We start from the raw sequence: 23,909 nt of genomic DNA on the forward strand, positions 1-23,909 counted from the left end.
GTATCCATGCCCGCCATTCCCCGCGCCACCATCCTTGCCCACCTGCACAGCCTGATCGCCGCAGGCCAGCCCATCATCGGCGGCGGGGCAGGCACCGGCCTTTCCGCCAAATCCGAGGAGGCGGGCGGCATCGACCTGATCATCATCTACAATTCGGGCCGCTACCGCATGGCCGGGCGCGGATCAGCCTCGGGCCTGCTGGCCTATGGCAATGCCAATGACATCGTGAAGGACATGGCGCGCGAGGTGCTGCCGGTGGTCAAACACACCCCGGTTCTGGCCGGGGTGAACGGCACCGACCCGTTCCTGCTGCTCGATCCCTTCCTGCGCGAGTTGCAGGCCATGGGCTTTTCCGGCGTGCAGAACTTTCCCACCATCGGCCTGTTCGACGGGGCCATGCGGCAAAGCTTCGAGGAAACCGGCATGGGTTACGCGCTGGAGGTTGACATGATCGCCGCCGCGCACCGGCTGGATCTGCTGACCACGCCCTATGTGTTCAACCCGGCCGAGGCGACGGCCATGACACGCGCCGGGGCCGACATCATCGTGGCACATATGGGGGTGACGACCGGCGGGGCCATCGGTGCAACATCGGCCAAAAGCCTGGATGATTGCGTGGCCCAGATTGACGCCATCGCCGCCGCCGCCCGCGCGGTGCGTGATGATGTGATCGTGCTGTGCCATGGCGGCCCGATCAGCATGCCCGAGGATGCCGCCCATATCCTTGACCGCTGCGCCACCTGCCACGGTTTTTACGGCGCATCGAGCATGGAGCGGTTGCCCGTGGAACAGGCTATCGCCGCCCAGACCCGCGCCTTCAAGGCGCTGCCCCTGCGAAAGGATCAATCATGACCGCATCCCCCTATTTCATCCGCCCCGAACAGGTCTCAGCCTTTGGTTTCGACTGGGGGCAGCTTGCCCTGACGGTGGGGCCGGAGGTGAACGGCGCGCAACGGTTTTCCGGCGGCATCGTCACCGTGGCGCCGGGTGGCGGCCACAGCCGCCACAACCATCCGGGGGCCGAAGAGATCATTCTGGTCATGGCGGGCCATGGCCGCCAGATGGTCGAGGATATTGACGGCACACCCGTGGAACAGGATGTCGGCCCCGGCTGCACGATATATGTGCCCGAGAGCCGGTTTCATTCCACGCTGAACACCGGCAGCGAGCCGATGACGCTGTTTGTGGTCTATTCCCCCGCAGGCCCCGAACTGGCCCTGCGTGAGTTGCCGGATTTCAGGGTGCTGCCGCTCAGGGCGGGGTAAGAGCGGGCCGTTTCCTTCATGCGCGCATCAGCACTTTCATACTGGCGCAATCATCCAGCCTTGCATCGAACATCCACCAAGGAAATCATACACCTGAAGGCCCGATCTGGCCAGACTGCGGGCCGCTTCGTCAACAGGCTGTGAGTGGGGGCGCAGGTCATGCGCGATCAGCCGGCTGTGATGCTTGTTCACCACTCGGGCAAAGATGTTGGCAAGGGCGCGCGGGGCCACTCATCCTTGCGCGCGGCCATTGATACCGAGATCGAACTGACCCGCGACGACCTGGGCCAGATCACGGCAGAGGTGACGAAACAGCGCGACGGGCCGACCGGCTATCGGTTCAGCTATGTGCTGCAGCAAGTGGAACTGGGTCTCGACCAAGACGGCGACCCGGTGACAACCTGTCTTGTCGAACCAGCGGAGACCGCACAGGCGGGCCGTGTGGCAGTGTCAGGGGCCGCGCGGTCTGCGCTGGACCTTCTCGACAAGACAATAGCGGAAAGCGGCGTGGAAATGCGCAAGCCGCAATATCCGGCGGGGCCATGCGTCGGAGTTGACCTCTGGCGCGAGGCTTGCCTTGAACCGGGGGCCATATCGGCTTCTGACGACAAGGAAGTGAGGGCACGGGCATTCCGCAAGTGTCGGGACCATCTGACCGATGCAAAGGTGGTTCTTGTGCGGGATGATCTGGTTTGGCGGGTGCAGCCGTGACCCGGCCCGACCCGGCTGGGCCGCGTTGGGCCGGTTGGGCCGGTCAACCGGCCCGGCAACCTTGGGCCGGGTTGGGCCGGGTTGGGCCGCTTATGCGCAAGCATCTGAAATGTATGGATTATCAGCCTCTTGAGGCTTGGGCCGGTTCGGGCCGGTCCAACGATGACGGCGTACTGTGGACCGGTCTTGGCGGGGGAATGGGAAACCCCCTTAAGGGGGGTTCCCATCCCACCCCCCGGAACACGCCCAGCGGTCTTCCACTGGCCGGAAGCCCGTCTGGCGGATTGCCGATCTGGCCGCCGAAAGTCGCCGGGTCCTTCCTGCGGTTCAACCGCATGCGAGTAATTCGCACCCCGATGCTCGGGTGGGTTTGGTGAAAAAAATGGTGCAGGATTGCGTTGTAGTTGTTGTTTATCAGTGGGTTGCGCTGTGGCCTGTCGGCTTTGGCCTGAAAGCAACCTCGTTGGCCGGTGAGTGGAAAAACCCCGGCATGAACGCGGCCTGGTCCTTCCCGGGCTTGGCGTTCACAGCTGCGGCCCGGTGGGGTCCGGGCCGCAGCACTCGCAACAATCGGCCCAAGGGGTGCAGGATGGCAGATGCGACGGAAATGCGGATTCAGATGGCCATGCGCCTGGCGCTGGCGCGGCTGCACATCGAGGAAGGGCTTGACCTGCAGCTGGTGCTGGCCGTGGCGCATGCCGAAGTGGCCACCGCGATTGCGGCCGCTTGTGGTGGCGACGTGGCGGCAGACTGCCTTCGCCGCGCTGCGCAGCAGGTTGAGGGATGGCCCGCCCTCGCAGATAGCGCTCTGGCGCGCGCTGCGCCTGCTGGCAGGGCCTAGTCGGTGTTTTCCGATGCTGGGCCGGGGGGGGGTCTAGTTGGCGCTGTAGGGTGCCTTCCTGGGGTGCTGTGCGAGCAAGTGAAATCATTGGGGAGTTCGGGCGATGGAAGCGTCTTTCTCAGTCTGACTATTGCATGAAAGCTGGGAACTGGATTAACAGCTTTGCGGGGAAAAAATCTGGATACGCGAGTGCTACACGCCAGATCATCAGAAACAATGCACCGAGCACTAGGCCGTAAAGTTGCAATTTTTGCCATCTGCTGATTCGCTTCTGAATCGGATCGAAACTTGCCTCGGTTGCTATTTCAAATAGCGCAGGATGATAGCCGACAGGCACTTCATTCTGCGCTTTCAAATAACCTGCATTTGCGTAAACAAAGTGGTTGATGTTCATAATTGCCCTGATTCCAGCCCAAAAGCTGACAGCCCAAACACCTATAGCCAAGATCACTAGAATGCTTGGCCATTCTAGCGGCAGCGAGTCCCGAAGCGTGATGGCAAAGCCGATGGCGGCACCGGCGCTTGCCAGAAGAAAATAGATCAACTTCTCACGTGTAGCAAAATGCAACTTGTGAAGTTCTATTTGTTCGCTCATCCTAAATTTCCTACAGAGCTGCGTACTCGCTTGTTCGGGCTACTAGTCAAATTGAGCTTGGCGCTCAACCCTACTAAACCGCAGGCTCCTGCAGATGGGGATAATATATGAACCGAGCCTCATTTCCCGGCAGCTCAAATGGCTGATCAGGGTCAATTGTCACAAACGAAACTTCGCCGCGAATGACACTTGCTCGAAATCGTCTTCCGAAATGCTGTCTTTCCTGACCGTTGCCAACGTCCTGCCAGTCCCCGCCGAACAATCGGTCTAGTATGAATACCCCACCTCCATTGTTGCGTAAACGCTGGGCTATCGACGCGTAAGCGACTTGATACCTTTGGGTTTCTCGGTTGAGGGGGCGAAATGCCACTTTTTAGCTCCTGAGTTGCTCCAGTAGGTTGCGGATGAACTCTGGCCGCGACGGTTCGGGGTTAAGCTTTGCCCGCTCAAGGTCAAGCCATGCCAAAAGATCAGGCGGCAGTCGCAGGTTTATCGACGTGGAATTGACCGGGGGACGGCCAATCCTTTTCTTTTCTGTTTCAGGCACCAGAAACCCCTTGACCGATTAGCCTTGATGGTGCCAGAAATGAGGCGGGCGGACAAGGTGTTACCAGCACCCTGCCGCCCTAACCGAAACCCTGTTCTTAGGAGGAACAGCGAATGGCTACGCATTGCCATATCACCACCGGCTTGCCTGTGGAAACCCTGCACAAGATCCACGATTGTCTCGCCCTGGCACTAGACGCGACCGAAAGCCCGGCGGGCTATCCTCAGCCGATGCGCGAGGCCCGCAGCTACATGCGCGCCGCGCTGCGCCAGACGAACCGCCTGATCGGGGGTGCGCAATGAACCGCCGCCAGCTGATCCGCAGCGCTGCGGTACTGTCGCTTGCCACTCTGCCCGCCCTGGCCATGGCTGCTGCGGAACCCGTGCCGCTGATGGTGCAGATGTGGCAGCAGATGAAGGCGACCTTGCCGCCCGGGTACCGTATGGGCCTGATCGGCTATAGCCGTGCTGACCTGGGGGATTTGTACTGCGGCTGGGCCAAGGCCGATGATGGCTATCCGGGGCCGGACCTTGTTTTCACAGCGGATGCGATGCGCTGGGAGGTTTGGGCATGAACCGCCGCGCTGTTCTGGCCGCAGGCCCGGCGCTGGCTTTTCTGCCCGCCGCCGGTACCCATGCCGCCACCGAAGACCCGCTGTTGGCCCTGCACCGCGAATGGTGGGCCGCCCGCGTCGAGTGGTATCGCTGGGCCAATGTCGAGGGCAACGGCAACTGGGATTTTCCCGAAAGTGTCGCCGCCGCCCGGCGCGAAGATGTGGCGTTGAAGGCGATCTTGCAGGCGCGGGCCAGCGGCTTGCCCGGCATTGCCGCGCAGGTTCACGTACTTTGGACCTGTTCTGGCCCCGGCAGCGCGGAATGGCTGCCTGAATATGCAGAAGAATGCGGGCAGTATGAGTTTCAGGCGATGCTTGCCCTGTGGCGCATCGCGACGGGAAGCGACCTACCGCCGCCGATCAGTGCCTTTCGTGACGGTGCGGCTGTGCCCAATCCGATTTCCGCTGTAGCTGGTCAGTTCTTCGCCTAAAAGGTGTTGAACGTCTCAACCATTTATGTTTGTGTTGAGACGAAGAACACCTTTTGAATGCTGGAGAAGCTGAATGGACCGGATCAGACTGGGCGAATTTGTCAAATGGATCGGGGAGGAACGGGAAACCTTCCGTTCCATCCTGAATCGTGGGGAAGCCCCCATTGCGAAGGAACGCGGCGACGAAAAGCAGCGCACCTATGACGGCGCCGACCTGATGGCCTGGTGCATCTTCACCATGCTGCGCCGCATGGGGCTGACCCCGAGGCTGGCCGGAGAGACCGTGCGTCTCTCTGACGTCGTGGCGCAGTTTTTTCAGGCGATGCAGAAGGGCGAGGATGTGTCGGATTGGCACGTTTATTCCTATGCCACGCGGCGGGATCGCGGCGAAAAGGGCCAGATCGAAGTAGTCTGGCAGACGTTCGGGGGGCCGGATGAGGCGGCAAGAGTCCTGAGGGTCGAGGCCGAAGGCTACGGGAAGCCCGACCTGCAGGGTTACATTCGCTTGGGTCTGGTCGGGCTGACCAGCGTTCCGCTGTGGCCGTGCTACGAGCGCTGCGTTGCGACGGCCAAAGCCCACGGTTTCGACATGCAAGGCCCCGATCTGTTCGAGATCGAGGGCTAAGGCCATGTTTCACCAGACCATCCGTCTTCCCGCACCGTTCCACATGATCGAGGTTTTCTCGCTGGTGGAGCCGGTGGGCGAGACTGAAACCGAAGTGCATTTCGGGCACCGCCTTTACATGGTGGTGCCCCGTGCCAAGGGCGGCAAGGTTCTGCTGATGGAGGGGCATGGCTACACACTGCCCAAGAACATACTGGCGCAGGTGCCGCAAGAAACTGAGGGGCAAGACTAGCATGGCCCCCCATTTCACCCTTGAGGGCGTGATCGGGGAAGCCCCAAACACCCCTGCCGACCTGCGCCAGTTCCTGAATGCGAACAGCGCCAGCGCCGTTACCCTGTCGATCAATTCCCCCGGCGGCGATGCCTATGCCGGGGCGGCGATGATGGCCGCAGTTGAGGGGCACGGGGGCGTTACGGTGCATGTGCGCGGCATTGCCGCCTCTGCCGCTACTCTGCCGGTTGTCGCGGCGCAGAAGGTTGTCATTCATCATGCAGCTTTGCTGATGATCCATGAGCCAGCTGCGCTGGCAGACGGGCCGGCGGATACGCATCGGATGGCGGCAGATGCGCTGGACAAGATGAGCGGGGTCTATGCCGCAGCCTATGCCAAGCACACCGGCCATTCTGTCGATCGGATACTCGCATGGATGCGGGCCGAAACATGGATGACTGCCGAGGAAGCCGTTGAACTGCGCTTCGCTGATCAGATCGAGGCACTGACCGCCCCGATGATGCTGGCCGCATTTGACTACACGCGCTTTCGCTCTGCACCGGTCGCGCTGGTGCAGGCGACCCACAAGAACGGCTGGGCGGCCGGATCGCCCGATTCCAAATCCAAGGGAAAGCAAGATGCTTGACTTCAAAATGAAACACGAGGGCGAGCCGCCCGCGCGCATCGTCGCACAAGCGCGCATGAAGTTCGCTGCGGCGGGTTTGCCCAAATCCTTCGGCGACAAGGTGGCGGCTTACATGGTCGATGGCGAAGACATTGACGCCGCGCTGATTGAACAGCTCACGGCAGTTGTTGACCTGTTCAAGCTGCATGAGGTTTCCCTCGCTGAGGCAGAGAAGGCTTTCGAGAAAATTCTTGAAGACGTTTACAACGCCGCGGCGGCGGGCGGCGACGATCTGCAGATCGAAAGCGCCTGGCCCGGTCTGGAAAGCAATGGCGCAAAGTCAACTGGTGCCATTCTGGGCGCGGCGATTTCGCATTTCAGAAAAAAGGGGCCGTCGATCCGCATCGGCGCGGGGCCTGGGCCGGATCACCGTTCACCGCAAATGGCGGGGGAACGCCGCATCGAGGCGATGGCAGACGGGCTGCTGGCGCGGATTGACCGCAGGCACAAGCCGACTATCGGGCGGGAATATGCCGCTCTTTCGCTGGCGGAGCTTGCCATGACCAGTGAGCGGGCAGCGGGCAGGCGACCGCTGAACATGCAAGAAGCCGTGCGGATGGCAACACACTCGACCAGCGACTTCGCAGCTGTGCTTGAAAACGCCCTGGGCAAATCAGTTGCCCGTCAGATGGAACAAATTACACCGGCGCTGCAGCGCGCGGCGCATGACATTCCGGCGGAAGACTACCGGGGAGGCAAGCTGATCGGGCTGTCGGGTTCCGGCATGCCGCAGGAAGTCGGCGAGGGTGGCGAGATCAAGCACGTCACCATTGATGAATCGGGCGAGAGGAAACCGGCACCGCGCGACTTTGGCGCTTTGTTCAGTCTCTCGAACAAGGCAATTTACAACGACGATACCGGGATCTTCGGTGAGATCAGCAAGAAGATGGTCGCCGGTTCCACCGAACGTTTCCGGCGGGTGCTGCTGGAACCCGTGCTGGCAAATGCGGGTCTTGGCAACCTGATGGCGGATGGCAACCCGGTTTTCCACGCCAGCCACGGCAACCTTGCCGCCAGTGGGGCAGCGCTGGACGTTACCTCGCTGTCGGCGGCGCGTGTGGCGCTGCGCAGCCAGCGGGGCACCCAAGGCGAATACTATGCGATTGAGCCTTGGGCCCTTGTGGTGCCGCCGCAGCTGGAAACCAAGGCACAGCAGCTGATGGCCGAAATCAACGCCACCAAGTTCAGCGATGCAAACCCGTTCTCCGGCGCGCTGGAAATCATCGTCGAAGTGGGTCTGACAGACCCGCTGGCCTGGTACCTGATCGGCAACCCGGCTTCGCATGACGGGCTGGCCTATTCCTATCTGGACGGGCAGGCCGCGCCGCGAGTCGAAAGCAAACCCGGCTGGAATACGCTTGGAGTCGAGTTCCGCCTGGTCTGGGCTGTGGATGCCCGGTTTGTCTCGTGGGCCTCGTGGTACAAGAACCCCGGCGCATGATGACGACCGCAGGGCGCTGATGGCGCCAAAAGCATTCTTCGGGGCGGTTCTGGGATTGCCCGCCCCGAAGTTCAACCCGGTGCAAGGCTGATCGAGAACATGGCTTCCCTTCCCCCTCTCTTGGCAAGCGAAACGGTTGCGGCGCAGCTTCTGGACATGAAGCCTGCCGAGTTTCGCGCACTGGTCAAGGCTGGGCACCTGCCGAAGGGGCGGGAAATCGCGCCGGGCTATGTGCGCTGGGTGACGGATGATCTGCGAGCCATCGCCAGCGGTGCCGCGATAGATGGAGGGATTGACTGGTGAGGAAGCAAGGCCGCAAGCCCTACGTTTTTGAGGCGAAACTCGGATACGTCTATTTCCGCAAGGGTGGCAAATATCTCCACCGCTTCACCGCACCCGAGGGCACCGCCGAATTCGACCGGCAGTATTGGGAAGTGCGAACCGGCAAGACGCAGACCGCCAAGCGTGGGTGGAGCGCCGCCATGAAAATCCTGCGGGAATCCGACCGCTGGGCGGCAAAGTCGGTGCGCTACCGGCAGGACCTTGAGCCTGTGCTTGCTTATCTGGAGGAAAAGATCGGCAAGAGCGATGTGACGCGCCTGACACAGGCCGACATTTACGCTTCGATGGACAAGAACAAGCACCGCGTCCGGTTCGCAAACTACATCCCGGTGGCAGTGTCCATGATAGCCAAGGAACTGATCCGTCGCCGTTGGCTGACCGAGAATCCCGCCATCGGCATCGAGCGCCTTGTGGTGCCGAAGGAACGGCAACAGCCGCATGTGCCATGGCCGGATGCGGCTGTTGCCAAATTCCGCGCCGAGGCTGGCCCGTTGGAGCGCCTGATCTTCGAGATTGGCGTGGGCACTGTCCAGCGCCCGAGCGACTGGCTGCAATTCACTTGGGGGGACTATGACGGAGACAGCCTCAAGCTGCGTCAGGGCAAAACCGACAAGCCGCTGACCCTTCCCTGCACTGGCGCGCTTAAGGCCGCGCTGGATACCGCCAAGGCAGCCCTGCCCTTCTCGCCCATGCCCAACCTGCACATCATCAGGAAGCAGGACGGCAGCCGCATGGTCTATCGCCGCCTCGCTGAAATCATGCGGGCAGAGCGGGTGCGCCTTGATCTTGTGACCTACGATCTGCACGCCCTGCGCTATCGGGGCGTGATGGAACTGGCATGGGCAGGCTGCGACGATGACGAAATCATGAGCTACAGCGGCCATGCCACCAAGGCCATGGTTCTCAAGTATGCGGGCGAAGCCCGCCAGATCATGCGGGCACGTCAGGCGCGGGAGAAGCGCCAATGAACAGAACGGAAGCGAAACAGGAACGTGATAACCGGAGTGATAACTGCTTGACGCCACTTTCCAGAAAACTTAATGAAGTCAGCACCGAGGCGGGTGGGCAGGCAGGCTATGCACCGGATTGCAAATCCGAGTAGACCGGTTCGATTCCGGTACCCGCCTCCAGCGAATTCAATGGATTAGTGATGTGTTCGGCCATCAGGGTATCACCTTGGGTATCACGTTTCTGTTCTGTGCCTGTTCTGTTCATCGCCGTTTTGCCGCCGCCTGACGCGCCCGCATGATTTGCCGCGCCTCGCCTGCATATTTCGTGATCATCGCTTTGGTCGTGTGGCCGCTGTAGCTTGCAATCTCGTCATCGTCGCACCCTGCCCAAGCCAGTTCCATGACGCCAGGCTAGCGCAGTGCATGCTGATCGAATTCCATCATCCCCAGCCGCTTGCGTTCCTTGATCATGTGATCGGCCATGGTGCGGTAAATCATTGGCCCACCGTAAGAATTTGTAAGGATATGGCGGTTCGGCATGGGCGCGAGCCTCAGGGCCCGCCTTGGCCGCATCCAGCGCCGCCCTGAGCGCAGCGGTGCAAGGAAGGGTAAGCGGCACATCCGCTTGATGCGGCGCAGCTTAAGCATCTGGCCATCATGGTCGCCCCGGGTGAAGCCGATCCGGTTGCCCGGGCGCTGCCCACTGCCGATCCCGGTTTCAAGGATCAGCCTCGCCACCGAGTCGCCTTCGGCCCGCATCTTCACAACTGCCCGGTGAGGCCACGGCACATGCGGCTTTTTCTTTGCTTTCGGCATGGCCTTGGGCAACACGCCGATTGTTGGATCGAAGAACCAAGGGTGCCTTGATCATCAGGCCCTCTCCCGGCTATGCGCGTTTGTCAGATACGGTCGCAGATCTCGGCGCCGGAGGCTTCACCGGGACAGGACAGGCCACCGACGGCCCGGTTTGCCCAAAAATCTTTAAAGATTTTTGCCAAGAATTTTACGTAAAATTCTTGGGCAGCGCAGGCTGCGGCGGCGGTGGCGATCTGTGAAACTCAGCGCCGACCGCCAGTGGCGGAGGCCTGCGGCGCGGATATTTGTGCCAGCAAGAAACCATCAGGGCGGGACGGGCACGATGCCGCGCTTGCTTGCCCATGGCGATGATCGTTTGCGCGTTCCTTCACAGACCGGGCTCAGATTCCGCCACGGTTCCAGCCCCGCCCGCGATCACCGAACATCTCATGCCCCGTGGCCGTCACAGCCAGCGTATCCTCCAGCTTGATGAAGCCGCGCGTCGGGTGCAGCATCGTCGTCTCGACCGAGATCACCATGCCCTCTTGCAGCGCGCGCGTGGCGTCGACGCCTTCATAGGCGACCGGGTGGTTGGTCATCAGGAACGGCACCTCATGGCTGATCAATCCCATGCCATGCGCGAAGAAATCGGTGAAGGGTGCCGCGGGCAGGCCACGCAGCACCGCTTCGGCTTCGGCTATCATCACGCCGCCGGGGATGCCGGGTTTCACATGGGCAAAGGCCGCCTGCTGCACAGCCTCCACCTGCGCCAGCAGATCCTGCAATTCGCCGTCCGGGTCGCCCAGCAGGCCCATGCGGCAGAGGTCGCCGATATAGCCGTGGTAATTGCCGCCGGAATCAATCGACAAGACCTCGCCCGCCCGCCAGACCTGATCCGATGACGCGCGGTTGTGGCTGGCCCCCAGCGTCAGCAGGCAATAGTCGAAATGCAGGCCGCGCATGGTTTCCTGCCGGCGCAGTTCCTCGATGATGCGGGTCTTGGTCCAGCCGTCCTGCGCCGCGCCGATCGTCGCCATCATGGCATCGGTGATCAGTTCCGACGCCTGCCGCAGCAGCGCCAGTTCGGCGGGCGTCTTGATGGCACGCATCTGTTCCAGCATGGTGGTGGCATCGGCCAGCCCCGGGCAGGCGGCCAGCACCTGATGCGCATTCACCGGCAGGAAAGACGGCTCGATGCCGATGCGCAGGCCCGCAGCGCCGATCTTTTGCAGATGCTCCAGCGCCAGCGCCGCCGCATCCACCGCGCCCCAGGTGGCGGGCAGCACCGTCGGCGTCCAGAACGGGTGGTTGGCATGTTCGGCCCCCTCCATCCGGTTGCCGATATAGGCGGCCTGATCGGGCTGGCCCCGCCGGTAGATCACCACCGGCAGATACCGGCTGTGCCCGATGGCATCCATCGCGGCAAAGAAGATGAAGCGGTAGCCGCCCAGCAGATATTGCACATTGTGTTTCGAGGTGACGAGCAGCACATCCAGCCCCGCCGCCTCCATCAGCCGGTCGATCCGGGCCAGATCGGGTCGCAACAATGCCGGGCGTGCTGGATCGGGGCTGGCCGGTTCTGCCTGTTGTGCCGACGGATGCGACTCGGACGCGGACATTGGTCGGACAAGATCGGCGGGCGATGGGGGCATGGCGGGGCCTCTGGCTGGTGTCCGGCACAGGGAAAGACGCGCTGTCCGGATTCCGGGTGAATGTGGTCCGACCAGAGTGCCGCGATTGTGCTGGCCGGGCAAGGCTTGCTTTTGCCGCCGATACTGTATACCGATGTATGCAATATGGCCCAGCCTTGGATCGCCGCCATGCCCTTCACCCGCCCCCGCCTGTTGACCGTCGCCCTTGCCATCGGCGGTGCCGCGCTGTTCCAATGGGCGGGCCTGCCGTTGGCGTTTCTGTTCGGGCCGATGGCGGTCTGCCTGGTTGCGGCGCTGGCGGGGGCCCGGCTGCAGGGGCTGGGCCAGGTGTCGGTGGCGGCGCGCACCATTCTGGGCGTGGCGGTGGGGGCCTCTGTCACCCCCGCGCTGATCGGGCAATTGCCGCTGATGGGCCTGTCGCTGGCGCTGATCCCGGTTTATGTGGCGCTGATCGCGCTGGTGGGCGTGCCGTTCTTTCACCGCATCTGCGGCTTTGACCGGGTGACGGCCTATTACGCCGCCATGCCCGGCGGTTTGCAGGACATGGTGACATTCGGGGCCGAGGCGGGGGGCGATGTGCGCGCCCTGTCGCTGGTGCATGCCACGCGCGTTCTGATCATCGTCACCATCGCGCCTTTGCTGCTGACCACGCTCTACGGCGTGGCGCTGACCAACCCCATCGGCGCACCGCTGGCCGATGTGCCACTGGACCAGCTGGCGCTGATGGTGCTGGCGGCTCTGGTGGGCTGGAAGGGCGGCGAGCGGATCGGGCTGTTCGGCGCGGCCATTCTGGGGCCGCTGATCGTGACGGCGGCGCTGTCACTGGCCGGAGTGATCCACATGCGCCCGCCGGCCGAGGCGGTGCTGATGTCACAACTGCTGATCGGGATGAGCATCGGCGTTTATTATGTGGGCGTCACCCTGCGCGAATTGCGCAATGTCGTGGCGGCGGGCGTGGCCTTTGTGCTGTTGCTGGCACTGATGGCGGCAGCCTTTACCGAGCTTGTGGTGCTGACCGGCCTTGCACCGCCGGTCGAGGGCTTTCTGGCCTTTGCCCCCGGCGGGCAGGCGGAAATGACCGTGCTGGCCATCGTGGCCGGGGCCGATCTGGGGTTTGTCGTGACGCATCACCTGATGCGGATCATCGTGGTGATCACCGGTGCGCCCGTTCTGGCCCATCTGCTGCGGCTGGGCGGCAGGGGTGGCTAACTGTCCGGTCGCGGCATCTGGTGGATCGGGACGATGTTGAACCTGCAAGGCTCTGATGTCGCGAAACTGCGGACAGTTGGCTGGGCGTCGGGCCATTCAGGGTGTTGAGCCTGCGCGCGGCCTGTCGCCGATCAGCCATCCAGATCCAGCGCCAGCGCGTGAATGCGCCCCACCAGATCGGGGCCAAGCGCCGCATGCACCGCGCGGTGCCGCGCCAGCCGGGACAGCGGGGCCAGCGCCGCCGCCCGCATCACCACGTTGAAATGCGTCTGGCCGCCCTCGCGCCAGCCGCCATGGCCGCGGTGCGACTCGCTGTCGTCCTGCACCTCCAGCACGCGGGGCGCAAAGGCCGCCTCCAGCCGATCACGAATTTCCGCCGATATGCTCATTTTGTCCCGTGCCCCCTTCTGTTCCGCGCCAGAACCCCTAAACTCTCGCCTCCGAGTCGGAAAGGCCAGCAGAATGACAAACCGCCCCCCCTTTGAGTTCGATATCCGGGTGTCCTCGGACAAGAAGCGGCGCAAGACGGGCCGGCGCGGCATGTCGGGCGCGTTCGAAACCTCGACCCGGGGGTGTGATTATCCCGGCTGTCAGGAACCCGGCACCTACCGCGCGCCGAAATCGCCCGAATTGCTGGATGAATTCCTGTGGTTCTGCAAGGATCACGTGCGCGAATACAACCTGAAATGGAATTTCTTCCAGGGCACCACGGATGAGGATTTCCAGAAGTTTCTGGAAAAAGATCGCCTGTGGGGCCGCGAAACCCAGCCCTTCACCAAACGCCCCGACGAGGGCCGGGTGTGGTCGCGCCTGGGTGTGAACGACCCGATCGAGATATTGGGCGAAAAGGCCACGCAGAACCCCGGCAAGCAGCCGCTGAACCAGGCCACCCGCAAACTGCCGCCGCCCGAACGCAAGGCGCTGGAGATTCTGGATGCCCGCGACACGTGGACCAAACCCGAGATCCGCAAGCAATACAAATCGCTGGTCAAAGACCTGCACCCCGACATGAACGGCGGCAACCGCGACGACGAGGACAGGTTGCAAGAGGTTGTCTGGGCCTGGGACCAGATCAAGGACAGCCGGTTTTTCCGGGATTGAGTGGCAAATCCGACTTTCGGCCTTGCATCAAACCCCGGATGCCCAAGCGCATCCATCCTCTGTGGAGCTACCTATGCCCTGCCTTGGTGTCCTGTTCGCGCTGACCGAAACCGAAGCCACCGCATTGTCGGCTCTGCCCGGGCATGTCGCGCGGGTGAACCATGTGAAGGAAGTGCTGGAGCCCGCGGCCTTCGACGGCCATCCTTCACGCCTTGCGGAAGTTGATCAGGCCTGGGATCCGATTCACCGCAGCCTCACTGACGGGCGGCTGGCCAATGACAACGGCGCATACCCGCTGAACGCAACAATCCTGGGCGGCGAACCGCTGCATGAGCGTGGTGACTACATCATGTGGCTGAAGCCACCCGGGATGGTGCACGATGTTGCCGAGGCGCTGCGGCAGCTATCGGTCGACAGGCTGCACGCAGGCTATGCCAAGATCACGCCGGATGACTATGGCATGCCCACCAGCGCCGACGACCTCAGCTTTACCCTGCAATGGTTTGACGGCCTGCCCGCCTTTTATGCCCGCGCAGCGGCGGCGGGCGACTGGGTGCTGTTCACCGTCGATCAGTAGGCGCTCACGCCGCCCGGAACTCCAGCGCCAGCCCGTTCAGGCAATGGCGCTTGCCGGTGGGCGCCGGGCCATCGTCAAAGATATGGCCGAAATGCCCGCCGCAATTGCTGCAATGCACCTCGGTGCGGGTGGCAAAAAAGCTGTTGTCCTCTTTAGTGCCGATGGCACGGGGCAGCGACCGGGTAAAGCTGGGCCAACCCGTGCCGCTGTCATACTTGTCGTCCGACGCATAGGCGGCCTGCCCGCAGCCCGCGCAATGATAGACCCCCGCCCGGGTTTCCTTGTCCAAGGGGCTGGTGAAGGGGCGTTCGGTATTCTCCTCGCGCAGCACGTCATAGGCGGCGGGGCTAAGGCGTGCGCGCCATTCCGCCTCGGTCAGGATAAAGGGAAAACTGCCCTCTGCGGCGCGCAAAGGGGCACCGAATGCGGCAAAGGCGGCGGCGGTGGCAAGCAGGTGGCGGCGGTTCATCGGCACTATCCTTTTCACGCGGCCCGAAAACCGGGCTGTTGACAACAGTAACGCAGGCCGCGGCGAAAAGTTGCAGCGCGGGCCGCTTCGCCGCCGCGCGGCCCCCCTTCCCCTTGCACCCCCGGGCGATATGTTCCATCAACGGCAGGGCACACAACATGGCGGACGGAATGCTGGACACACCTTTGAAACCCACCGAAGAGATCTCCGTGCGCGAGGTCTTCGGGATCGACACCGACATGAAGGTCAAAGGTTTCGCTGACCGCACCGACCGCGTGCCCGACATCGACCCCACCTACAAGTTCGACCCTGACACCACGCTGGCCATCCTTGCCGGTTTTACCTACAACCGGCGGGTCATGATCCAAGGCTACCACGGCACCGGCAAATCCACCCATATCGAACAGGTGGCGGCCCGGCTGAACTGGCCCTGCGTGCGGGTGAACCTTGATTCGCACATCTCTCGCATCGACCTGATCGGCAAGGACGCGATCAAGCTGGTGGACGGCAAGCAGGTGACGGCGTTTCAAGAGGGCATCCTGCCCTGGGCCTTGCGCAACGCCTGCGCCATCGTGTTCGACGAATATGATGCTGGCCGCGCCGATGTGATGTTCGTGATCCAGCGTGTGCTGGAAACCGACGGCAAGCTGACGTTGCTGGACCAGAACACCGTGATCACGCCCCACCCCAGTTTCCGGCTGTTCGCCACCGCCAACACCGTGGGTCTGGGCGACACGACCGGGCTTTACCACGGCACCCAGCAGATCAACCAGGGCCAGATGGACCGCTGGTCGCTGGTGGCCACGCTGAACTACCTTTCCCACGATGCCGAGGCAGCGATCGTGCTGGCCAAGAACCCGCATTACAACACCGAAAAAGGCCGCAAGCAGATCAACCAGATGGTCACGGTGGCCGATCTGACGCGCACCGCCTTCATGAACGGCGACCTTTCCACCGTCATGTCGCCGCGCACCGTCATCGCCTGGGCGCAGAACGCCGAGATTTTCCGCAACGTGGGCTATGCTTTCCGCCTGACCTTCCTCAACAAATGCGACGAGCTGGAGCGGCAGACCGTGGCCGAATTCTATCAGCGCTGCTTTGCCGAGGAACTGCCGGAAAGCGCCGCCTCCATGGCGATGCGGTGATGCGCCCCGGCCCGGCCCCTGCGGTGCTTCTGGCGCTGGCGGTGGGTCTGGCCGGATTCGCCCAGCCCGCACGGGCCGACGATGGCCTGAAAAAGCTGATCCCGCTGGTCGAGATCTATGACGTGCGCAAGCCCGCCCGACCCGGCTTCGATGTGGCGGGCATCCGCTGTGCCGCGCTGTTCACGGCCCAAAAACACTGGAAAGACACCCATCCGCGCACGGCCGGGCGGGGCCCGTCGCCCAAGCAACTGAAAATCGTCGCAACGCATCTGACCCGCTCCGAGATTTTCCGCCGCGAACAGGGGAAGGGCATGGTCGAATCCTATGAAACCGTGCTGGCCGACGTGCAGCGCGTCATCCAGCTTTACCTTGCCCGGTTCGAAACGCGTGCCGAAGGCGGCGCGCATCCCTGGCAGGGCGATGGCCTGATCCGCGGCGACAGCGCCTATTGCAAGGCGTTGGGCGAAGACTGACATGCGTCTGGCAACAGTGCTGGCTCTGCTGCCCGGCATCGCCATCGGCGGTGCCGCCGATCTGCTGACTGCGCAATGCGCCGCCTTCTGGCTGGGCCGCGATGACTATGCCGCGCGCTCGGCCTATCTGGACCGCACCCCCGGCGACCTGCTGCTGGCGCGGGATTTCCGCGATGCCGCCGTGCGCCTGAACAACGGCGCGGCAGCCCCGGTGGATGCCTTCATCGCGGCCGAGCGGCACAACATGGCCCTGCTGACCGAGGCGATGATCCTTGGCGACCGGCAAAGCCGCGACCTGCATGACAGGCTGGCCGCCCGCTGTGCAGGCCCCGCCAAGCCGCAGCCCTGACCCTTTAACGCTGCGCCCGCGCCAGTAGCGCCACCGCCGCCAGCCCCACCAGCATCACCAACAGCGCGGCGGGTGCGGCATCGCCCAGACGCTCAAGGCTTGCCTGTTCATGCACCCGTGTGGCCAAGGTGTTGTAGTTGAACGGCCGCAGCAACAGCGTGGCGGGCAGTTCCTTCACGCAGTCGACAAACACCACCAGCAGCGCCGTCAGCACCGACCCGCGCATCAGCGGCAGATAAACCGCGCCCAGCGTTCCCCCCGCCCCGCGCCCCAGCGACCGTGCCGCCATCGGCAGGCTGGGGGATATGCGGCCAAAGGCGGCATCCACCGCCCCCTGCGCCACGGCAAAGAACCGCACCGCATAGGCCAGCACCAGCGCCGCCGCCGTGCCGGTCAGCATCAGCCCCGGGTCATGCCCCGTGACCGCCAGCACCGCATCGGCCACCCGGTGATCCAGCGCCGCCAGCGGCACCAGAAACCCCAGCGCCAGCACCGCACCGGGGGCCGCATAGCCCAGCGTCGTCAGCGGCAACACCAGACGCGGCAGCCCCCGGCCCGCCTGCCCCCGCCCCGCCAGCCGCACGCCATACACCAGAAACAGCGCCGCCCCCACCGTCAGCACCGCCGCAGCCCCGCCCACCACCAGCGTATTCACCAGCGCCCGCAACAGCCCCGGCGACACCCAGGCATCAAGGTTGCGCAACCCATGCACCAGCATCACCCCCACCGGCAGCAGAAACCCCATGGCAAAGGGCAGCAGGCAAAACATGGTCGCCGCCGCCGCCGCCCAGCCCCGCAGGCGCTGCGGCAGGACAGGCCGCTGCGACCGCGACAGCCGGTGAAACCGCGCGCCGCGCCGCGCGCCACGCTCCAGCCCCAGCAGCAGGAAGATCAGCAGCAGCACCACCCCGGCAATCTGCGCCGCGCCGCCGGCATTGCCCCCGGTCAGCCAGACCGAGAATATGCCCGTGGTCAGCGTCTGCACGCCGAAATGCTCCACCGTGCCGAAATCGGCCACCGTCTCCATCAGCGCCAGCGCCACGCCCGCCGCAATCGCGGGCCGGGCCAGCGGCAGACCGATGCGGAAAAACAGCCCCCATGGCCCCGCCCCCAGCGCCCGCGCCACCTCATAGGCGCAGCCCGATTGTTCGCGGAACGCCGCCCGCGCCAGCAGGAACACATAGGGGCACAAAGCCGCCGCCAGCACCACAATGGCCATCTCGGGCGAACGCACCTCGGGAAACCAGTAATCCAGCCGCGATTCCCACCCCGTCGCCGCGCGCAGCGCCACTTGCAGCGGCCCCGCGTAATCAAAGAAATCGGCCAGCGCATAGGCCCCCACATAGGCCGGCACCGCCAGCGGGAACAGCAGCGCATGGTCAAACAGCCGCGCCAGCGGAAAGCGGTACATCGTCACCAGCCAGGCCGCCCCGCTGCCGAACACCGCCACCAGCACCGCCACCCCCGCCATCAGGTAAAGCGTGGTCCCCAGATAGCGTGGCAGCACCGTGGCCATGAGATGCGGCCAGATATTCTCCACCGGATGAAACGCGATCCAGACCACCGACAGTATCGGCGCCAGCACCAGTGCCGCGATCAGCGCCGCGCCCAGCGACCAGCCATCCGGCCAGACCCGCCGCCAGCGCCGCGCGGGAAGATGAGTGTTTTGGTGGGTCATCACCCGGGCAGAGCTACAGGAAAGCGGTTTAACTGTCCAGAAAACCTCGTATAGTCGGGGCTTACATGGTTTCCTGACAGGCAAGGCCCGGCACCCTATGCGCATCGTCTACCACCTTGGCGCCCATTGCACCGACGAAGAACGCCTGCTCAAATGCCTGCTGAAGAACCGCGGACGGCTGGCGACCGAGGGCATCGTGGTGCCCGGCCCTGCCCGCTACCGCACGCTTCTGCGCGACACGGCGGTGACGCTGAAGGGCGAGGCCGCCACCCGCGACACGCAGGCGCTGGTGCTGGACCAGATCCTTGACGATGCCGATGCCGAACGCCTGATCCTCAGCTGGGACAGTTTCCTCAGCTATCCGCAATGGGTGCTGCGTGGCATGCTCTACCCCGCTGCGGGCAAACGGGTGCGCTCCTTCACCCAGATTTTCCCGGAGATCGAGGCTGAATTTCATCTGGCGATCCGCAACCCCGCCACGTTTCTGCCCGCGCTGTTCCAGAAACAGCGCGGCAAGACCTATGAGGAATTCACCGAAGGCACCGATCCCATGCAATTGCGCTGGTCGGATCTGATCGGCAACATCCTGTCGCTGAACCCCGATGTGCCGCTGACCATCTGGTGCGACGAGGATACGCCGCTGATCTGGCCCGAGGTGTTGCAGCGCGTCACCGATCACAGCGACGATCTGGTGCTGGAAGATACCGACGATCTGCTGGCCACCATCATGTCGCCCGACGGGATGGCGCGGCTGCGCAGCTATCTTGCCAGCCACCCGCCCGTCACCGAAATGCAGCGCCGTCGCATCGTTTCGGCATTTCTCGACAAATTCGCGCTGACCGAACAGATCGAGATGGAGCTTGAGGTGCCGGGCTGGACCGAAACCCTGGTCGCGGCCCTGACGGCGCAGTATGAGCAAGATGTCGAACGCATCGCCCGCATGCCCGGCGTGACGTTCATCGCGCCGTGAGCGGCGGTATGACGGGCCGAGACCGGCCCGCCCCCGCCCTCAGCCCATGGCCTCAGCCCATGCCCAAAGCGGCCTTGTACATCTCCATGATCGCCTCTTCCTCGGCAATTTCGTCGGGCTTGCGCTTGCGCAGGGCGATGACCTTGCGCATCACCTTGGTGTCATAGCCGCGGCCCTTGGCCTCGGCGAACAGTTCCTTTTCCTGCTCGGCGATGTCTTTCTTTTCGGCGGCAAGGGTTTCGGCGCGCTCGATGAACTGGCGCAGTTCGTCGGCGGTCACGCTGTAGCTGTCGATCGGGTCGCTCATCCGGGCCTCATGTTGTTTTCCGCGCGCCCCGTTGCCGGGCGACGCGGGCGGTTTTCTGCTCCTTCCCTACCTGCGCGACGGGGCCGGATCAAGCGGTGCCGCGGCATCCTTGGCCTTGCCAGCGCCGGGCCGCTGGGCTAGGCGGATGCCGGACAGAAAACGGGGGTGGCCGATGGATGTGCTGATCTGGGGCGGGGCGGCGCTGTCGCTGGCGGGCATCGCCGGGCTGGTCTGGTGCATCGTGGCGGCGCTGTCGGCACGCCGTGCCGGCCTGCCCGATGACGTGATGCGCACAAAGTTGCAGCGCGTGGTGGTGATGAACCTGGCCGCTCTGGGCATCTCGGCGCTGGGGCTGATGCTGGTGGTGGTGGGCATCCTGCTGGGCTGACGCCCAGACCGCCTCTAACCCTCGTTCAGGCTGCCCAGTGTCAGGCCCTGACGGAACAGCTCATCCAGCAGGGGTGCCGGGGTGTAAAGCTGCGGCGCATCCGCCGCCCACACCCGCAGGTCGCGGCGCAAAATCAGCAGGGTCTGCCGTTCGGCCCAGAACATCGGCCCGCCCTCCCAGCGTGGAAAGCCCTGCCCCAGCACCAGCGCCAGATCAATGTCCGACGGGCAGCGCGCCCCGCCCTCGCCCAGAACGCGCGCGCCCTCATTCGCCATCGCCCCCAGCAGCCGCGCCATGATGCCCGCACGGTCCAGCGGTTTGCCTGCCGCCACCGGCGCCTCGCCCCCTGGCGCCACCAGACCGTCAAAGCCGAAATGCGCCAGCGCCGCGGTGATCCGGGCGGGGTCGGTGCCGCCCGCCACCAGATGCGCCGCCGCGCGCAGGCAAGCCGCCCTGACCCGCGCGCCAATGCCGCCCGGCACCGCAGACCACACCGCCACCCGCCCCAGTTTGCGCGCCAGCGCAAGCAGTTGCGCCACCCGCGCCGGGGCGGTGCCCTGCGGCACCACCAGTTCGGCCAGCCTTTCCCCGGGCGGCAGTTGCAGCGAAAGCCCCGGCCCGCCGCCGCCCAGCGTCACTGCATCGGGCAGCGCGCCCGCATCCTCGCCCGGCAGCGCCAGCACCAGATCGGCCCCGGTCAGCGCCGCCGCCCCCAGTGCCGGTTGCAGCCGCGCCCAATCGGCATCCCGCGCAGCCGCCGTCAGCGTGCCCGCCGCCACCGCCTGTTCCTGCCGCCCGGCAATCCGCTCCAGCGCCGCCACCAGCGCCGGGCGCTCCACCCCCGCAAGCGTCACCGGCAGGCCCGCCTGCACCAGCGCCAGCGCCAGATCGGCGGCCTCATCCCCGGTGCCCAGAATACCCACCTGCGCCAGCGGCGGTGCGGCCACGCGCGCTTCGGGCATTTTGGCCGCACGGCGTTCGGCAAAGAACACATGCCGCAGCCCAATCGCCTCCGGCGAGCCCACCAGATCAAGGAAAGCCGCGCGCTCGAAGGCCAGACCCTGCGCAAAGGGCAACAGCAGCGCCGCCTCGACACAATCGATGATCCGGCCCGGCCCGGGCAGCCGCGCCGCCCCCTGCGCCTTGCGCGCCGCAGCCAGCACCGCCTGATAGCCCGCCACATCGCGCAGCCCCTCGCGCCGGTCACGGGTGGGGGGCAGGCCCAGCCCGATGGACGTCCGCGCCATGGCCAATGCCGCCGCCTCCAGCCCGTCTTCCACCACCTGATCCACCAGCCCCAGCGCCATCGCCTCGGCGGCACCGACGGGCCGGCCGGTCAGCATCAGGCGCAACGCCTCGGCCGCGCCGATCAGCCGGGGCAGGCGCTGCGTGCCGCCCGCACCGGGCAGGATGCCCAGATGCACCTCGGGCAAGCCCAGCCTTGTGCTGGCCAGTGCGACCCGGGCATGCGCGGCAAGCGCAATTTCCAGCCCGCCGCCCAGCGCCGTGCCATGCAGGGCCGCGATCACCGGCTTGGGGCTGGCCTCGATCTGGTTGCACAGGTCGGGCAACACCGGGGCGCGCGGCGGCTGGCCGAATTCCGCCAGATCGGCCCCGGCAGGAAAAGTGCGCCCCTCCGCGCGGATCACCACCGCCTGCACAGCATCATCCGCCAATGCCTCGGCCAGACCCGCCGCCAGCCCCGCACGCAGCGCATGGCCCAGCGCATTCACCGGCGGATGGTCGATGACCAGCACCATAACCTCACCCGCGCGGTGACGTTGCACCACCTGCTGCCCCGCCTCCGCCATGCCGCCCCCCTTGCCCTTTGGCGTATTTAACAGGCGGATGACGCGCTTTGGCAAGTGTTTCCGGGGGGTTGGCCGAATTCCGGGCAAAAGGGGCAGCGCAAAGCCGCGCCGCAGGCCAATTGCGGGGCGGGCCGCAGCCCCATGCCACGCGGCAATGCGCCGCCCTTTCTTCCTGCGACGGGGCTGGATATGCTGGCCGCACACCTGCCCGACCGCGGGCCTGCCGCCTGAAGGAGATTTCATGGACATCCGCCCGCTGACCCCCGGTTACGCCGTATCCCCCCAGATCGCGCTGGAGGACCTGCCCGCCATCAAGGCCGCCGGTTTCACCACGTTGATCGACAACCGCCCGGATGCCGAAATTCCCGGCCCGCTGCACACCGCGGCCATGCAGGCGGCGGCCGAGGCGCAGGGCCTGACCTTTGTCGTGAACCCGATCATCTCGGGCGGCATGACGATGGAGAATGTGGCCGCCCAGCGCGCCGCCATCGACGCGGCCACCGGCCCCGTGCTGGCCTATTGCGCCTCGGGCAACCGTTCGTCCCAGGTCTGGGCGCTGGCGCTGGCCGGGCAGATGCCTGCGGATGACCTGATCGGTATACCGGCACGCTTCGGCTATCAGCTGGAGGGCCTGCGCGGCACGATCGACCGTCTGGCGCAGCAGGGCTGACAGCGCGCGCATGGTCATCCGGCCTGCCCCACCCCGGGCAGCGCCGCCAGAGCGCCAGCGCCGGACAACACCTCAGCCCCGGGCAGCGCCAGCCGCAAGGCGCGCTGGCCGCGGTGCTGGCCAAGCCGCCCCTCGGCCAGTTTCTGCCCTGTCAGCCCCTCGCAGGCGATACGGTCCACCGTGGCCAGCGGCAGCGCCAGCACATCGCCGGGGGCCAGTGCCATGACCTGCGCCAGTGGCAGGCTGAGACGGCACAGCACGGCCTCGATCACGCAGGCCGAAGCCATGACCTGAAGCGCCAGCGCCGCCTGAAACTGTTGCGCCGCCCCGGCCTGCACCGCCGGGGGCACCACGGCAGGGGGCCGCTGGCCGCGCCCGCTGGCAGGCAGCGCCAGCAGCATCTGCCCTTGCCGCACACCCTCGGCCAGCGCCAGTTCGGCCTGCAACACCCGGTAAGCCGCATCTTCCAGCAGCAGGCCCAGCGGACGCGCATCATCGAGAAACGACGCATAGCGAAAACCACTGGCCCAGACGCGATCCGCCTCGGCCAGCAGCCCGGTTTCCAGATCGGCCAGCGCCGCGTCGATGAAGCCCGCCACCATGGCCGCATCGGTGCGGGTGGGTTTGCGCGGCAGCGGCGGCTGGGGCAGCACCCGGCCCATCGTCTGCACCTCGGTCATCGCAGCCAGCGTGCCCGGCGCGATCACCAGCAGGCCCAGCGCGTCGCCCGGCCCTTCCAGCACCGCAATCAGCGCGCGTTCGGGCGGCAGTTCCAGCAGTACCGCCAGCGAATGCACCCCGGCGGTCAGGCGCGTCACCTCAAGCCCCAGCGCGAAACTGTCGCGTGCGGCGCGGGCCAGCGCCAGAGGCCAGCCGCGTTCGGCCGCGGATGCGGGCGGCCCGGCCGGCTGCTGCACCACCGCCAGTTTCCGCCTGATACCGCCCTGTTCCGCCATGACGCCCCGCTGCCTGCCCGCCCGCCTGCCCCGTTCCAACACCGGCTTTTCCGACACTGGCCCGGCCTTCTGGCCCGCCTGCACCAGACCTGCCACGCAAGG

At 65.0% G+C, this 23,909-nt stretch carries 32 protein-coding genes and 1 tRNA gene; 23 read left to right on the forward strand and 10 right to left on the reverse strand.

The annotated features are described in order from the left end of the window. The first annotated feature begins 6 nt into the window (after positions 1-6). The 4 genes from GEU84_RS04520 to GEU84_RS04535 all read left to right on the forward strand — a co-directional run bounded on the left by GEU84_RS04520 (position 7) and on the right by GEU84_RS04535 (position 2,817). On the forward strand, positions 7-852 hold the full coding sequence (locus tag GEU84_RS04520) for a phosphoenolpyruvate hydrolase family protein (protein WP_152824299.1): 846 nt from the start codon (positions 7-9) through the stop codon (positions 850-852). Further along, positions 849-1,265, forward strand: a complete 417-nt coding sequence (locus GEU84_RS04525) for a cupin domain-containing protein (RefSeq protein ID WP_152824298.1) — start codon at positions 849-851, stop codon at positions 1,263-1,265. Before GEU84_RS04520 ends, GEU84_RS04525 begins: the two co-directional genes overlap by 4 nt. Positions 1,266-1,445: 180 nt before the next feature. Next, complete coding sequence (locus tag GEU84_RS04530) at positions 1,446-1,976, forward strand: hypothetical protein (protein ID WP_152824297.1); 531 nt, start codon at positions 1,446-1,448, stop codon at positions 1,974-1,976. Between the two features lie 589 nt (positions 1,977-2,565). Next, positions 2,566-2,817 (forward strand): hypothetical protein, encoded by a 252-nt coding sequence (locus GEU84_RS04535; RefSeq protein ID WP_152824296.1) that lies wholly within the window; start codon positions 2,566-2,568, stop codon positions 2,815-2,817. 127 nt (positions 2,818-2,944) lie between these two features. Here GEU84_RS04535 and GEU84_RS04540 read toward each other — a convergent pair whose 3' ends face one another. Continuing rightward, the gene (locus GEU84_RS04540; protein ID WP_152824295.1) at positions 2,945-3,412 is read right to left on the reverse strand and encodes a hypothetical protein; all 468 of its coding nucleotides are present in this window, start codon (positions 3,410-3,412) and stop codon (positions 2,945-2,947) included. 660 nt (positions 3,413-4,072) lie between these two features. Here GEU84_RS04540 and GEU84_RS04545 point away from each other — a divergent pair. From GEU84_RS04545 to GEU84_RS04590, 10 genes are all read left to right on the forward strand, one after another. Then, positions 4,073-4,261, forward strand: a complete 189-nt coding sequence (locus tag GEU84_RS04545) for a hypothetical protein (protein WP_152824294.1) — start codon at positions 4,073-4,075, stop codon at positions 4,259-4,261. Next, a complete protein-coding gene (locus GEU84_RS04550) occupies positions 4,258-4,533 on the forward strand; it encodes a hypothetical protein (protein WP_152824293.1) in 276 nt (91 codons plus the stop codon). The genes GEU84_RS04545 and GEU84_RS04550 overlap by 4 nt, the downstream gene beginning before the upstream one ends. Next, complete coding sequence (locus GEU84_RS04555; protein WP_152824292.1) at positions 4,530-5,003, forward strand: hypothetical protein; 474 nt, start codon at positions 4,530-4,532, stop codon at positions 5,001-5,003. Before GEU84_RS04550 ends, GEU84_RS04555 begins: the two co-directional genes overlap by 4 nt. A gap of 73 nt (positions 5,004-5,076) precedes the next feature. Then, the gene (locus GEU84_RS04560; RefSeq protein ID WP_152824291.1) at positions 5,077-5,628 is read left to right on the forward strand and encodes a hypothetical protein; all 552 of its coding nucleotides are present in this window, start codon (positions 5,077-5,079) and stop codon (positions 5,626-5,628) included. A gap of 4 nt (positions 5,629-5,632) precedes the next feature. Continuing rightward, positions 5,633-5,860, forward strand: a complete 228-nt coding sequence (locus GEU84_RS04565; protein ID WP_152824290.1) for a hypothetical protein — start codon at positions 5,633-5,635, stop codon at positions 5,858-5,860. 1 nt (position 5,861) lies between these two features. Continuing rightward, complete coding sequence (locus tag GEU84_RS04570; RefSeq protein WP_174539313.1) at positions 5,862-6,485, forward strand: head maturation protease, ClpP-related; 624 nt, start codon at positions 5,862-5,864, stop codon at positions 6,483-6,485. A 112-nt stretch (positions 6,486-6,597) separates the two neighbouring features. Beyond that, positions 6,598-7,965 carry a phage major capsid protein gene (locus tag GEU84_RS04575; RefSeq protein WP_174539314.1) on the forward strand — a complete coding sequence of 456 codons (1,368 nt, stop codon included), beginning with the start codon at positions 6,598-6,600 and terminating at the stop codon, positions 7,963-7,965. A gap of 99 nt (positions 7,966-8,064) precedes the next feature. Next, a complete protein-coding gene (locus GEU84_RS04580) occupies positions 8,065-8,268 on the forward strand; it encodes a helix-turn-helix transcriptional regulator (protein ID WP_152824287.1) in 204 nt (67 codons plus the stop codon). Continuing rightward, entirely contained in the window at positions 8,265-9,275 is a 1,011-nt protein-coding gene (locus GEU84_RS04585) for a tyrosine-type recombinase/integrase (RefSeq protein WP_174539315.1), read from the forward strand. Before GEU84_RS04580 ends, GEU84_RS04585 begins: the two co-directional genes overlap by 4 nt. 88 nt (positions 9,276-9,363) lie before the next feature. Further along, positions 9,364-9,437: transfer RNA gene (locus tag GEU84_RS04590), tRNA-Cys, on the forward strand. An 81-nt stretch (positions 9,438-9,518) separates the two neighbouring features. On the opposite strand, the gene GEU84_RS04595 is transcribed toward GEU84_RS04590, so the two are convergent. From GEU84_RS04595 to GEU84_RS04605, 3 genes are all read right to left on the reverse strand, one after another. Then, positions 9,519-9,659, reverse strand: a complete 141-nt coding sequence (locus tag GEU84_RS04595; RefSeq protein WP_174539316.1) for a hypothetical protein — start codon at positions 9,657-9,659, stop codon at positions 9,519-9,521. Positions 9,660-9,668: 9 nt separating this feature from the next. Further along, on the reverse strand, positions 9,669-10,073 hold the full coding sequence (locus GEU84_RS04600; RefSeq protein WP_174539317.1) for a hypothetical protein: 405 nt from the start codon (positions 10,071-10,073) through the stop codon (positions 9,669-9,671). Positions 10,074-10,453: 380 nt separating this feature from the next. Continuing rightward, on the reverse strand, positions 10,454-11,671 hold the full coding sequence (locus tag GEU84_RS04605; protein WP_152824285.1) for a M24 family metallopeptidase: 1,218 nt from the start codon (positions 11,669-11,671) through the stop codon (positions 10,454-10,456). 177 nt (positions 11,672-11,848) lie between these two features. On the opposite strand from GEU84_RS04605, the gene GEU84_RS04610 reads away from it, so the two are divergent. Next, the gene (locus GEU84_RS04610; RefSeq protein WP_152824284.1) at positions 11,849-12,913 is read left to right on the forward strand and encodes an AbrB family transcriptional regulator; all 1,065 of its coding nucleotides are present in this window, start codon (positions 11,849-11,851) and stop codon (positions 12,911-12,913) included. A 131-nt stretch (positions 12,914-13,044) separates the two neighbouring features. Here the strand turns inward: GEU84_RS04610 and GEU84_RS04615 are convergent, their stop codons facing one another. Then, a complete protein-coding gene (locus GEU84_RS04615) occupies positions 13,045-13,302 on the reverse strand; it encodes a BolA family protein (protein WP_152824283.1) in 258 nt (85 codons plus the stop codon). A 73-nt stretch (positions 13,303-13,375) separates the two neighbouring features. On the opposite strand from GEU84_RS04615, the gene GEU84_RS04620 reads away from it, so the two are divergent. Then, the gene (locus GEU84_RS04620; protein ID WP_152824282.1) at positions 13,376-14,014 is read left to right on the forward strand and encodes a J domain-containing protein; all 639 of its coding nucleotides are present in this window, start codon (positions 13,376-13,378) and stop codon (positions 14,012-14,014) included. A gap of 73 nt (positions 14,015-14,087) precedes the next feature. Beyond that, complete coding sequence (locus GEU84_RS04625; protein WP_152824281.1) at positions 14,088-14,591, forward strand: DUF1877 family protein; 504 nt, start codon at positions 14,088-14,090, stop codon at positions 14,589-14,591. A gap of 4 nt (positions 14,592-14,595) precedes the next feature. Here the strand turns inward: GEU84_RS04625 and msrB are convergent, their stop codons facing one another. Next, positions 14,596-15,060 carry a peptide-methionine (R)-S-oxide reductase MsrB gene (msrB, locus tag GEU84_RS04630; RefSeq protein WP_152824280.1) on the reverse strand — a complete coding sequence of 155 codons (465 nt, stop codon included), beginning with the start codon at positions 15,058-15,060 and terminating at the stop codon, positions 14,596-14,598. A gap of 158 nt (positions 15,061-15,218) precedes the next feature. On the opposite strand from msrB, the gene cobS reads away from it, so the two are divergent. The 3 genes from cobS to GEU84_RS04645 are packed head-to-tail and all read left to right on the forward strand — an operon-like array spanning position 15,219 to position 17,027. Further along, on the forward strand, positions 15,219-16,205 hold the full coding sequence (gene cobS / locus GEU84_RS04635; RefSeq protein WP_152824279.1) for a cobaltochelatase subunit CobS: 987 nt from the start codon (positions 15,219-15,221) through the stop codon (positions 16,203-16,205). Then, positions 16,205-16,678 carry a hypothetical protein gene (locus GEU84_RS04640; protein WP_152824278.1) on the forward strand — a complete coding sequence of 158 codons (474 nt, stop codon included), beginning with the start codon at positions 16,205-16,207 and terminating at the stop codon, positions 16,676-16,678. Before cobS ends, GEU84_RS04640 begins: the two co-directional genes overlap by 1 nt. 1 nt (position 16,679) lies before the next feature. After that, on the forward strand, positions 16,680-17,027 hold the full coding sequence (locus GEU84_RS04645; protein ID WP_152824277.1) for a hypothetical protein: 348 nt from the start codon (positions 16,680-16,682) through the stop codon (positions 17,025-17,027). 4 nt (positions 17,028-17,031) lie between these two features. Here the strand turns inward: GEU84_RS04645 and GEU84_RS04650 are convergent, their stop codons facing one another. Then, a complete protein-coding gene (locus tag GEU84_RS04650; protein ID WP_152824276.1) occupies positions 17,032-18,705 on the reverse strand; it encodes an ABC transporter permease in 1,674 nt (557 codons plus the stop codon). Positions 18,706-18,802: 97 nt separating this feature from the next. Here GEU84_RS04650 and GEU84_RS04655 point away from each other — a divergent pair, with 97 nt between their 5' ends. Further along, complete coding sequence (locus tag GEU84_RS04655; RefSeq protein WP_152824275.1) at positions 18,803-19,675, forward strand: hypothetical protein; 873 nt, start codon at positions 18,803-18,805, stop codon at positions 19,673-19,675. A 52-nt stretch (positions 19,676-19,727) separates the two neighbouring features. Here the strand turns inward: GEU84_RS04655 and GEU84_RS04660 are convergent, their stop codons facing one another. Beyond that, the gene (locus tag GEU84_RS04660) at positions 19,728-19,982 is read right to left on the reverse strand and encodes a DUF2312 domain-containing protein (protein WP_152824274.1); all 255 of its coding nucleotides are present in this window, start codon (positions 19,980-19,982) and stop codon (positions 19,728-19,730) included. A gap of 172 nt (positions 19,983-20,154) precedes the next feature. On the opposite strand from GEU84_RS04660, the gene GEU84_RS04665 reads away from it, so the two are divergent. Further along, on the forward strand, positions 20,155-20,370 hold the full coding sequence (locus GEU84_RS04665) for a hypothetical protein (RefSeq protein ID WP_152824273.1): 216 nt from the start codon (positions 20,155-20,157) through the stop codon (positions 20,368-20,370). A gap of 14 nt (positions 20,371-20,384) precedes the next feature. Here the strand turns inward: GEU84_RS04665 and GEU84_RS21315 are convergent, their stop codons facing one another. Next, positions 20,385-22,181, reverse strand: coding sequence for an enoyl-CoA hydratase-related protein (locus tag GEU84_RS21315; protein ID WP_174539318.1), 1,797 nt, complete (start codon positions 22,179-22,181; stop codon positions 20,385-20,387). Positions 22,182-22,422: 241 nt separating this feature from the next. Between GEU84_RS21315 and GEU84_RS04675 the strand changes: the two genes are divergently transcribed. Beyond that, complete coding sequence (locus GEU84_RS04675) at positions 22,423-22,851, forward strand: protein tyrosine phosphatase family protein (protein WP_152824271.1); 429 nt, start codon at positions 22,423-22,425, stop codon at positions 22,849-22,851. Positions 22,852-22,865: 14 nt separating this feature from the next. Here GEU84_RS04675 and GEU84_RS04680 read toward each other — a convergent pair whose 3' ends face one another. Next, positions 22,866-23,903: a FliM/FliN family flagellar motor C-terminal domain-containing protein gene (locus GEU84_RS04680; protein WP_338144757.1), complete on the reverse strand. Its 1,038-nt coding sequence runs from the start codon at positions 23,901-23,903 to the stop codon at positions 22,866-22,868. Positions 23,904-23,909 lie beyond the last annotated feature (6 nt).

The sequence above is a fragment of the Fertoeibacter niger genome, from assembly GCF_009380135.2.
GTDB lineage: Bacteria > Pseudomonadota > Alphaproteobacteria > Rhodobacterales > Rhodobacteraceae > Fertoeibacter > Fertoeibacter niger.

Coding starts and splice junctions, on each gene's coding strand:
- GEU84_RS04520 (WP_152824299.1), top strand. CDS start 7: ATGCCCGCCATTCCCCGCGCCACCATCCTTGCCCACCTGCACAGCCTG.
- GEU84_RS04525 (WP_152824298.1), top strand. CDS start 849: ATGACCGCATCCCCCTATTTCATCCGCCCCGAACAGGTCTCAGCCTTT.
- GEU84_RS04530 (WP_152824297.1), top strand. CDS start 1,446: ATGCTTGTTCACCACTCGGGCAAAGATGTTGGCAAGGGCGCGCGGGGC.
- GEU84_RS04535 (WP_152824296.1), top strand. CDS start 2,566: ATGGCAGATGCGACGGAAATGCGGATTCAGATGGCCATGCGCCTGGCG.
- GEU84_RS04540 (WP_152824295.1), bottom strand. CDS start 3,412: ATGAGCGAACAAATAGAACTTCACAAGTTGCATTTTGCTACACGTGAG.
- GEU84_RS04545 (WP_152824294.1), top strand. CDS start 4,073: ATGGCTACGCATTGCCATATCACCACCGGCTTGCCTGTGGAAACCCTG.
- GEU84_RS04550 (WP_152824293.1), top strand. CDS start 4,258: ATGAACCGCCGCCAGCTGATCCGCAGCGCTGCGGTACTGTCGCTTGCC.
- GEU84_RS04555 (WP_152824292.1), top strand. CDS start 4,530: ATGAACCGCCGCGCTGTTCTGGCCGCAGGCCCGGCGCTGGCTTTTCTG.
- GEU84_RS04560 (WP_152824291.1), top strand. CDS start 5,077: ATGGACCGGATCAGACTGGGCGAATTTGTCAAATGGATCGGGGAGGAA.
- GEU84_RS04565 (WP_152824290.1), top strand. CDS start 5,633: ATGTTTCACCAGACCATCCGTCTTCCCGCACCGTTCCACATGATCGAG.
- GEU84_RS04570 (WP_174539313.1), top strand. CDS start 5,862: ATGGCCCCCCATTTCACCCTTGAGGGCGTGATCGGGGAAGCCCCAAAC.
- GEU84_RS04575 (WP_174539314.1), top strand. CDS start 6,598: ATGGTCGATGGCGAAGACATTGACGCCGCGCTGATTGAACAGCTCACG.
- GEU84_RS04580 (WP_152824287.1), top strand. CDS start 8,065: ATGGCTTCCCTTCCCCCTCTCTTGGCAAGCGAAACGGTTGCGGCGCAG.
- GEU84_RS04595 (WP_174539316.1), bottom strand. CDS start 9,659: ATGGAACTGGCTTGGGCAGGGTGCGACGATGACGAGATTGCAAGCTAC.
- GEU84_RS04600 (WP_174539317.1), bottom strand. CDS start 10,073: ATGCCGAAAGCAAAGAAAAAGCCGCATGTGCCGTGGCCTCACCGGGCA.
- GEU84_RS04605 (WP_152824285.1), bottom strand. CDS start 11,671: ATGTCCGCGTCCGAGTCGCATCCGTCGGCACAACAGGCAGAACCGGCC.
- GEU84_RS04610 (WP_152824284.1), top strand. CDS start 11,849: ATGGCCCAGCCTTGGATCGCCGCCATGCCCTTCACCCGCCCCCGCCTG.
- GEU84_RS04615 (WP_152824283.1), bottom strand. CDS start 13,302: ATGAGCATATCGGCGGAAATTCGTGATCGGCTGGAGGCGGCCTTTGCG.
- GEU84_RS04620 (WP_152824282.1), top strand. CDS start 13,376: ATGACAAACCGCCCCCCCTTTGAGTTCGATATCCGGGTGTCCTCGGAC.
- GEU84_RS04625 (WP_152824281.1), top strand. CDS start 14,088: ATGCCCTGCCTTGGTGTCCTGTTCGCGCTGACCGAAACCGAAGCCACC.
- msrB (WP_152824280.1), bottom strand. CDS start 15,060: ATGAACCGCCGCCACCTGCTTGCCACCGCCGCCGCCTTTGCCGCATTC.
- cobS (WP_152824279.1), top strand. CDS start 15,219: ATGGCGGACGGAATGCTGGACACACCTTTGAAACCCACCGAAGAGATC.
- GEU84_RS04640 (WP_152824278.1), top strand. CDS start 16,205: ATGCGCCCCGGCCCGGCCCCTGCGGTGCTTCTGGCGCTGGCGGTGGGT.
- GEU84_RS04645 (WP_152824277.1), top strand. CDS start 16,680: ATGCGTCTGGCAACAGTGCTGGCTCTGCTGCCCGGCATCGCCATCGGC.
- GEU84_RS04650 (WP_152824276.1), bottom strand. CDS start 18,705: ATGACCCACCAAAACACTCATCTTCCCGCGCGGCGCTGGCGGCGGGTC.
- GEU84_RS04655 (WP_152824275.1), top strand. CDS start 18,803: ATGCGCATCGTCTACCACCTTGGCGCCCATTGCACCGACGAAGAACGC.
- GEU84_RS04660 (WP_152824274.1), bottom strand. CDS start 19,982: ATGAGCGACCCGATCGACAGCTACAGCGTGACCGCCGACGAACTGCGC.
- GEU84_RS04665 (WP_152824273.1), top strand. CDS start 20,155: ATGGATGTGCTGATCTGGGGCGGGGCGGCGCTGTCGCTGGCGGGCATC.
- GEU84_RS21315 (WP_174539318.1), bottom strand. CDS start 22,181: ATGGCGGAGGCGGGGCAGCAGGTGGTGCAACGTCACCGCGCGGGTGAG.
- GEU84_RS04675 (WP_152824271.1), top strand. CDS start 22,423: ATGGACATCCGCCCGCTGACCCCCGGTTACGCCGTATCCCCCCAGATC.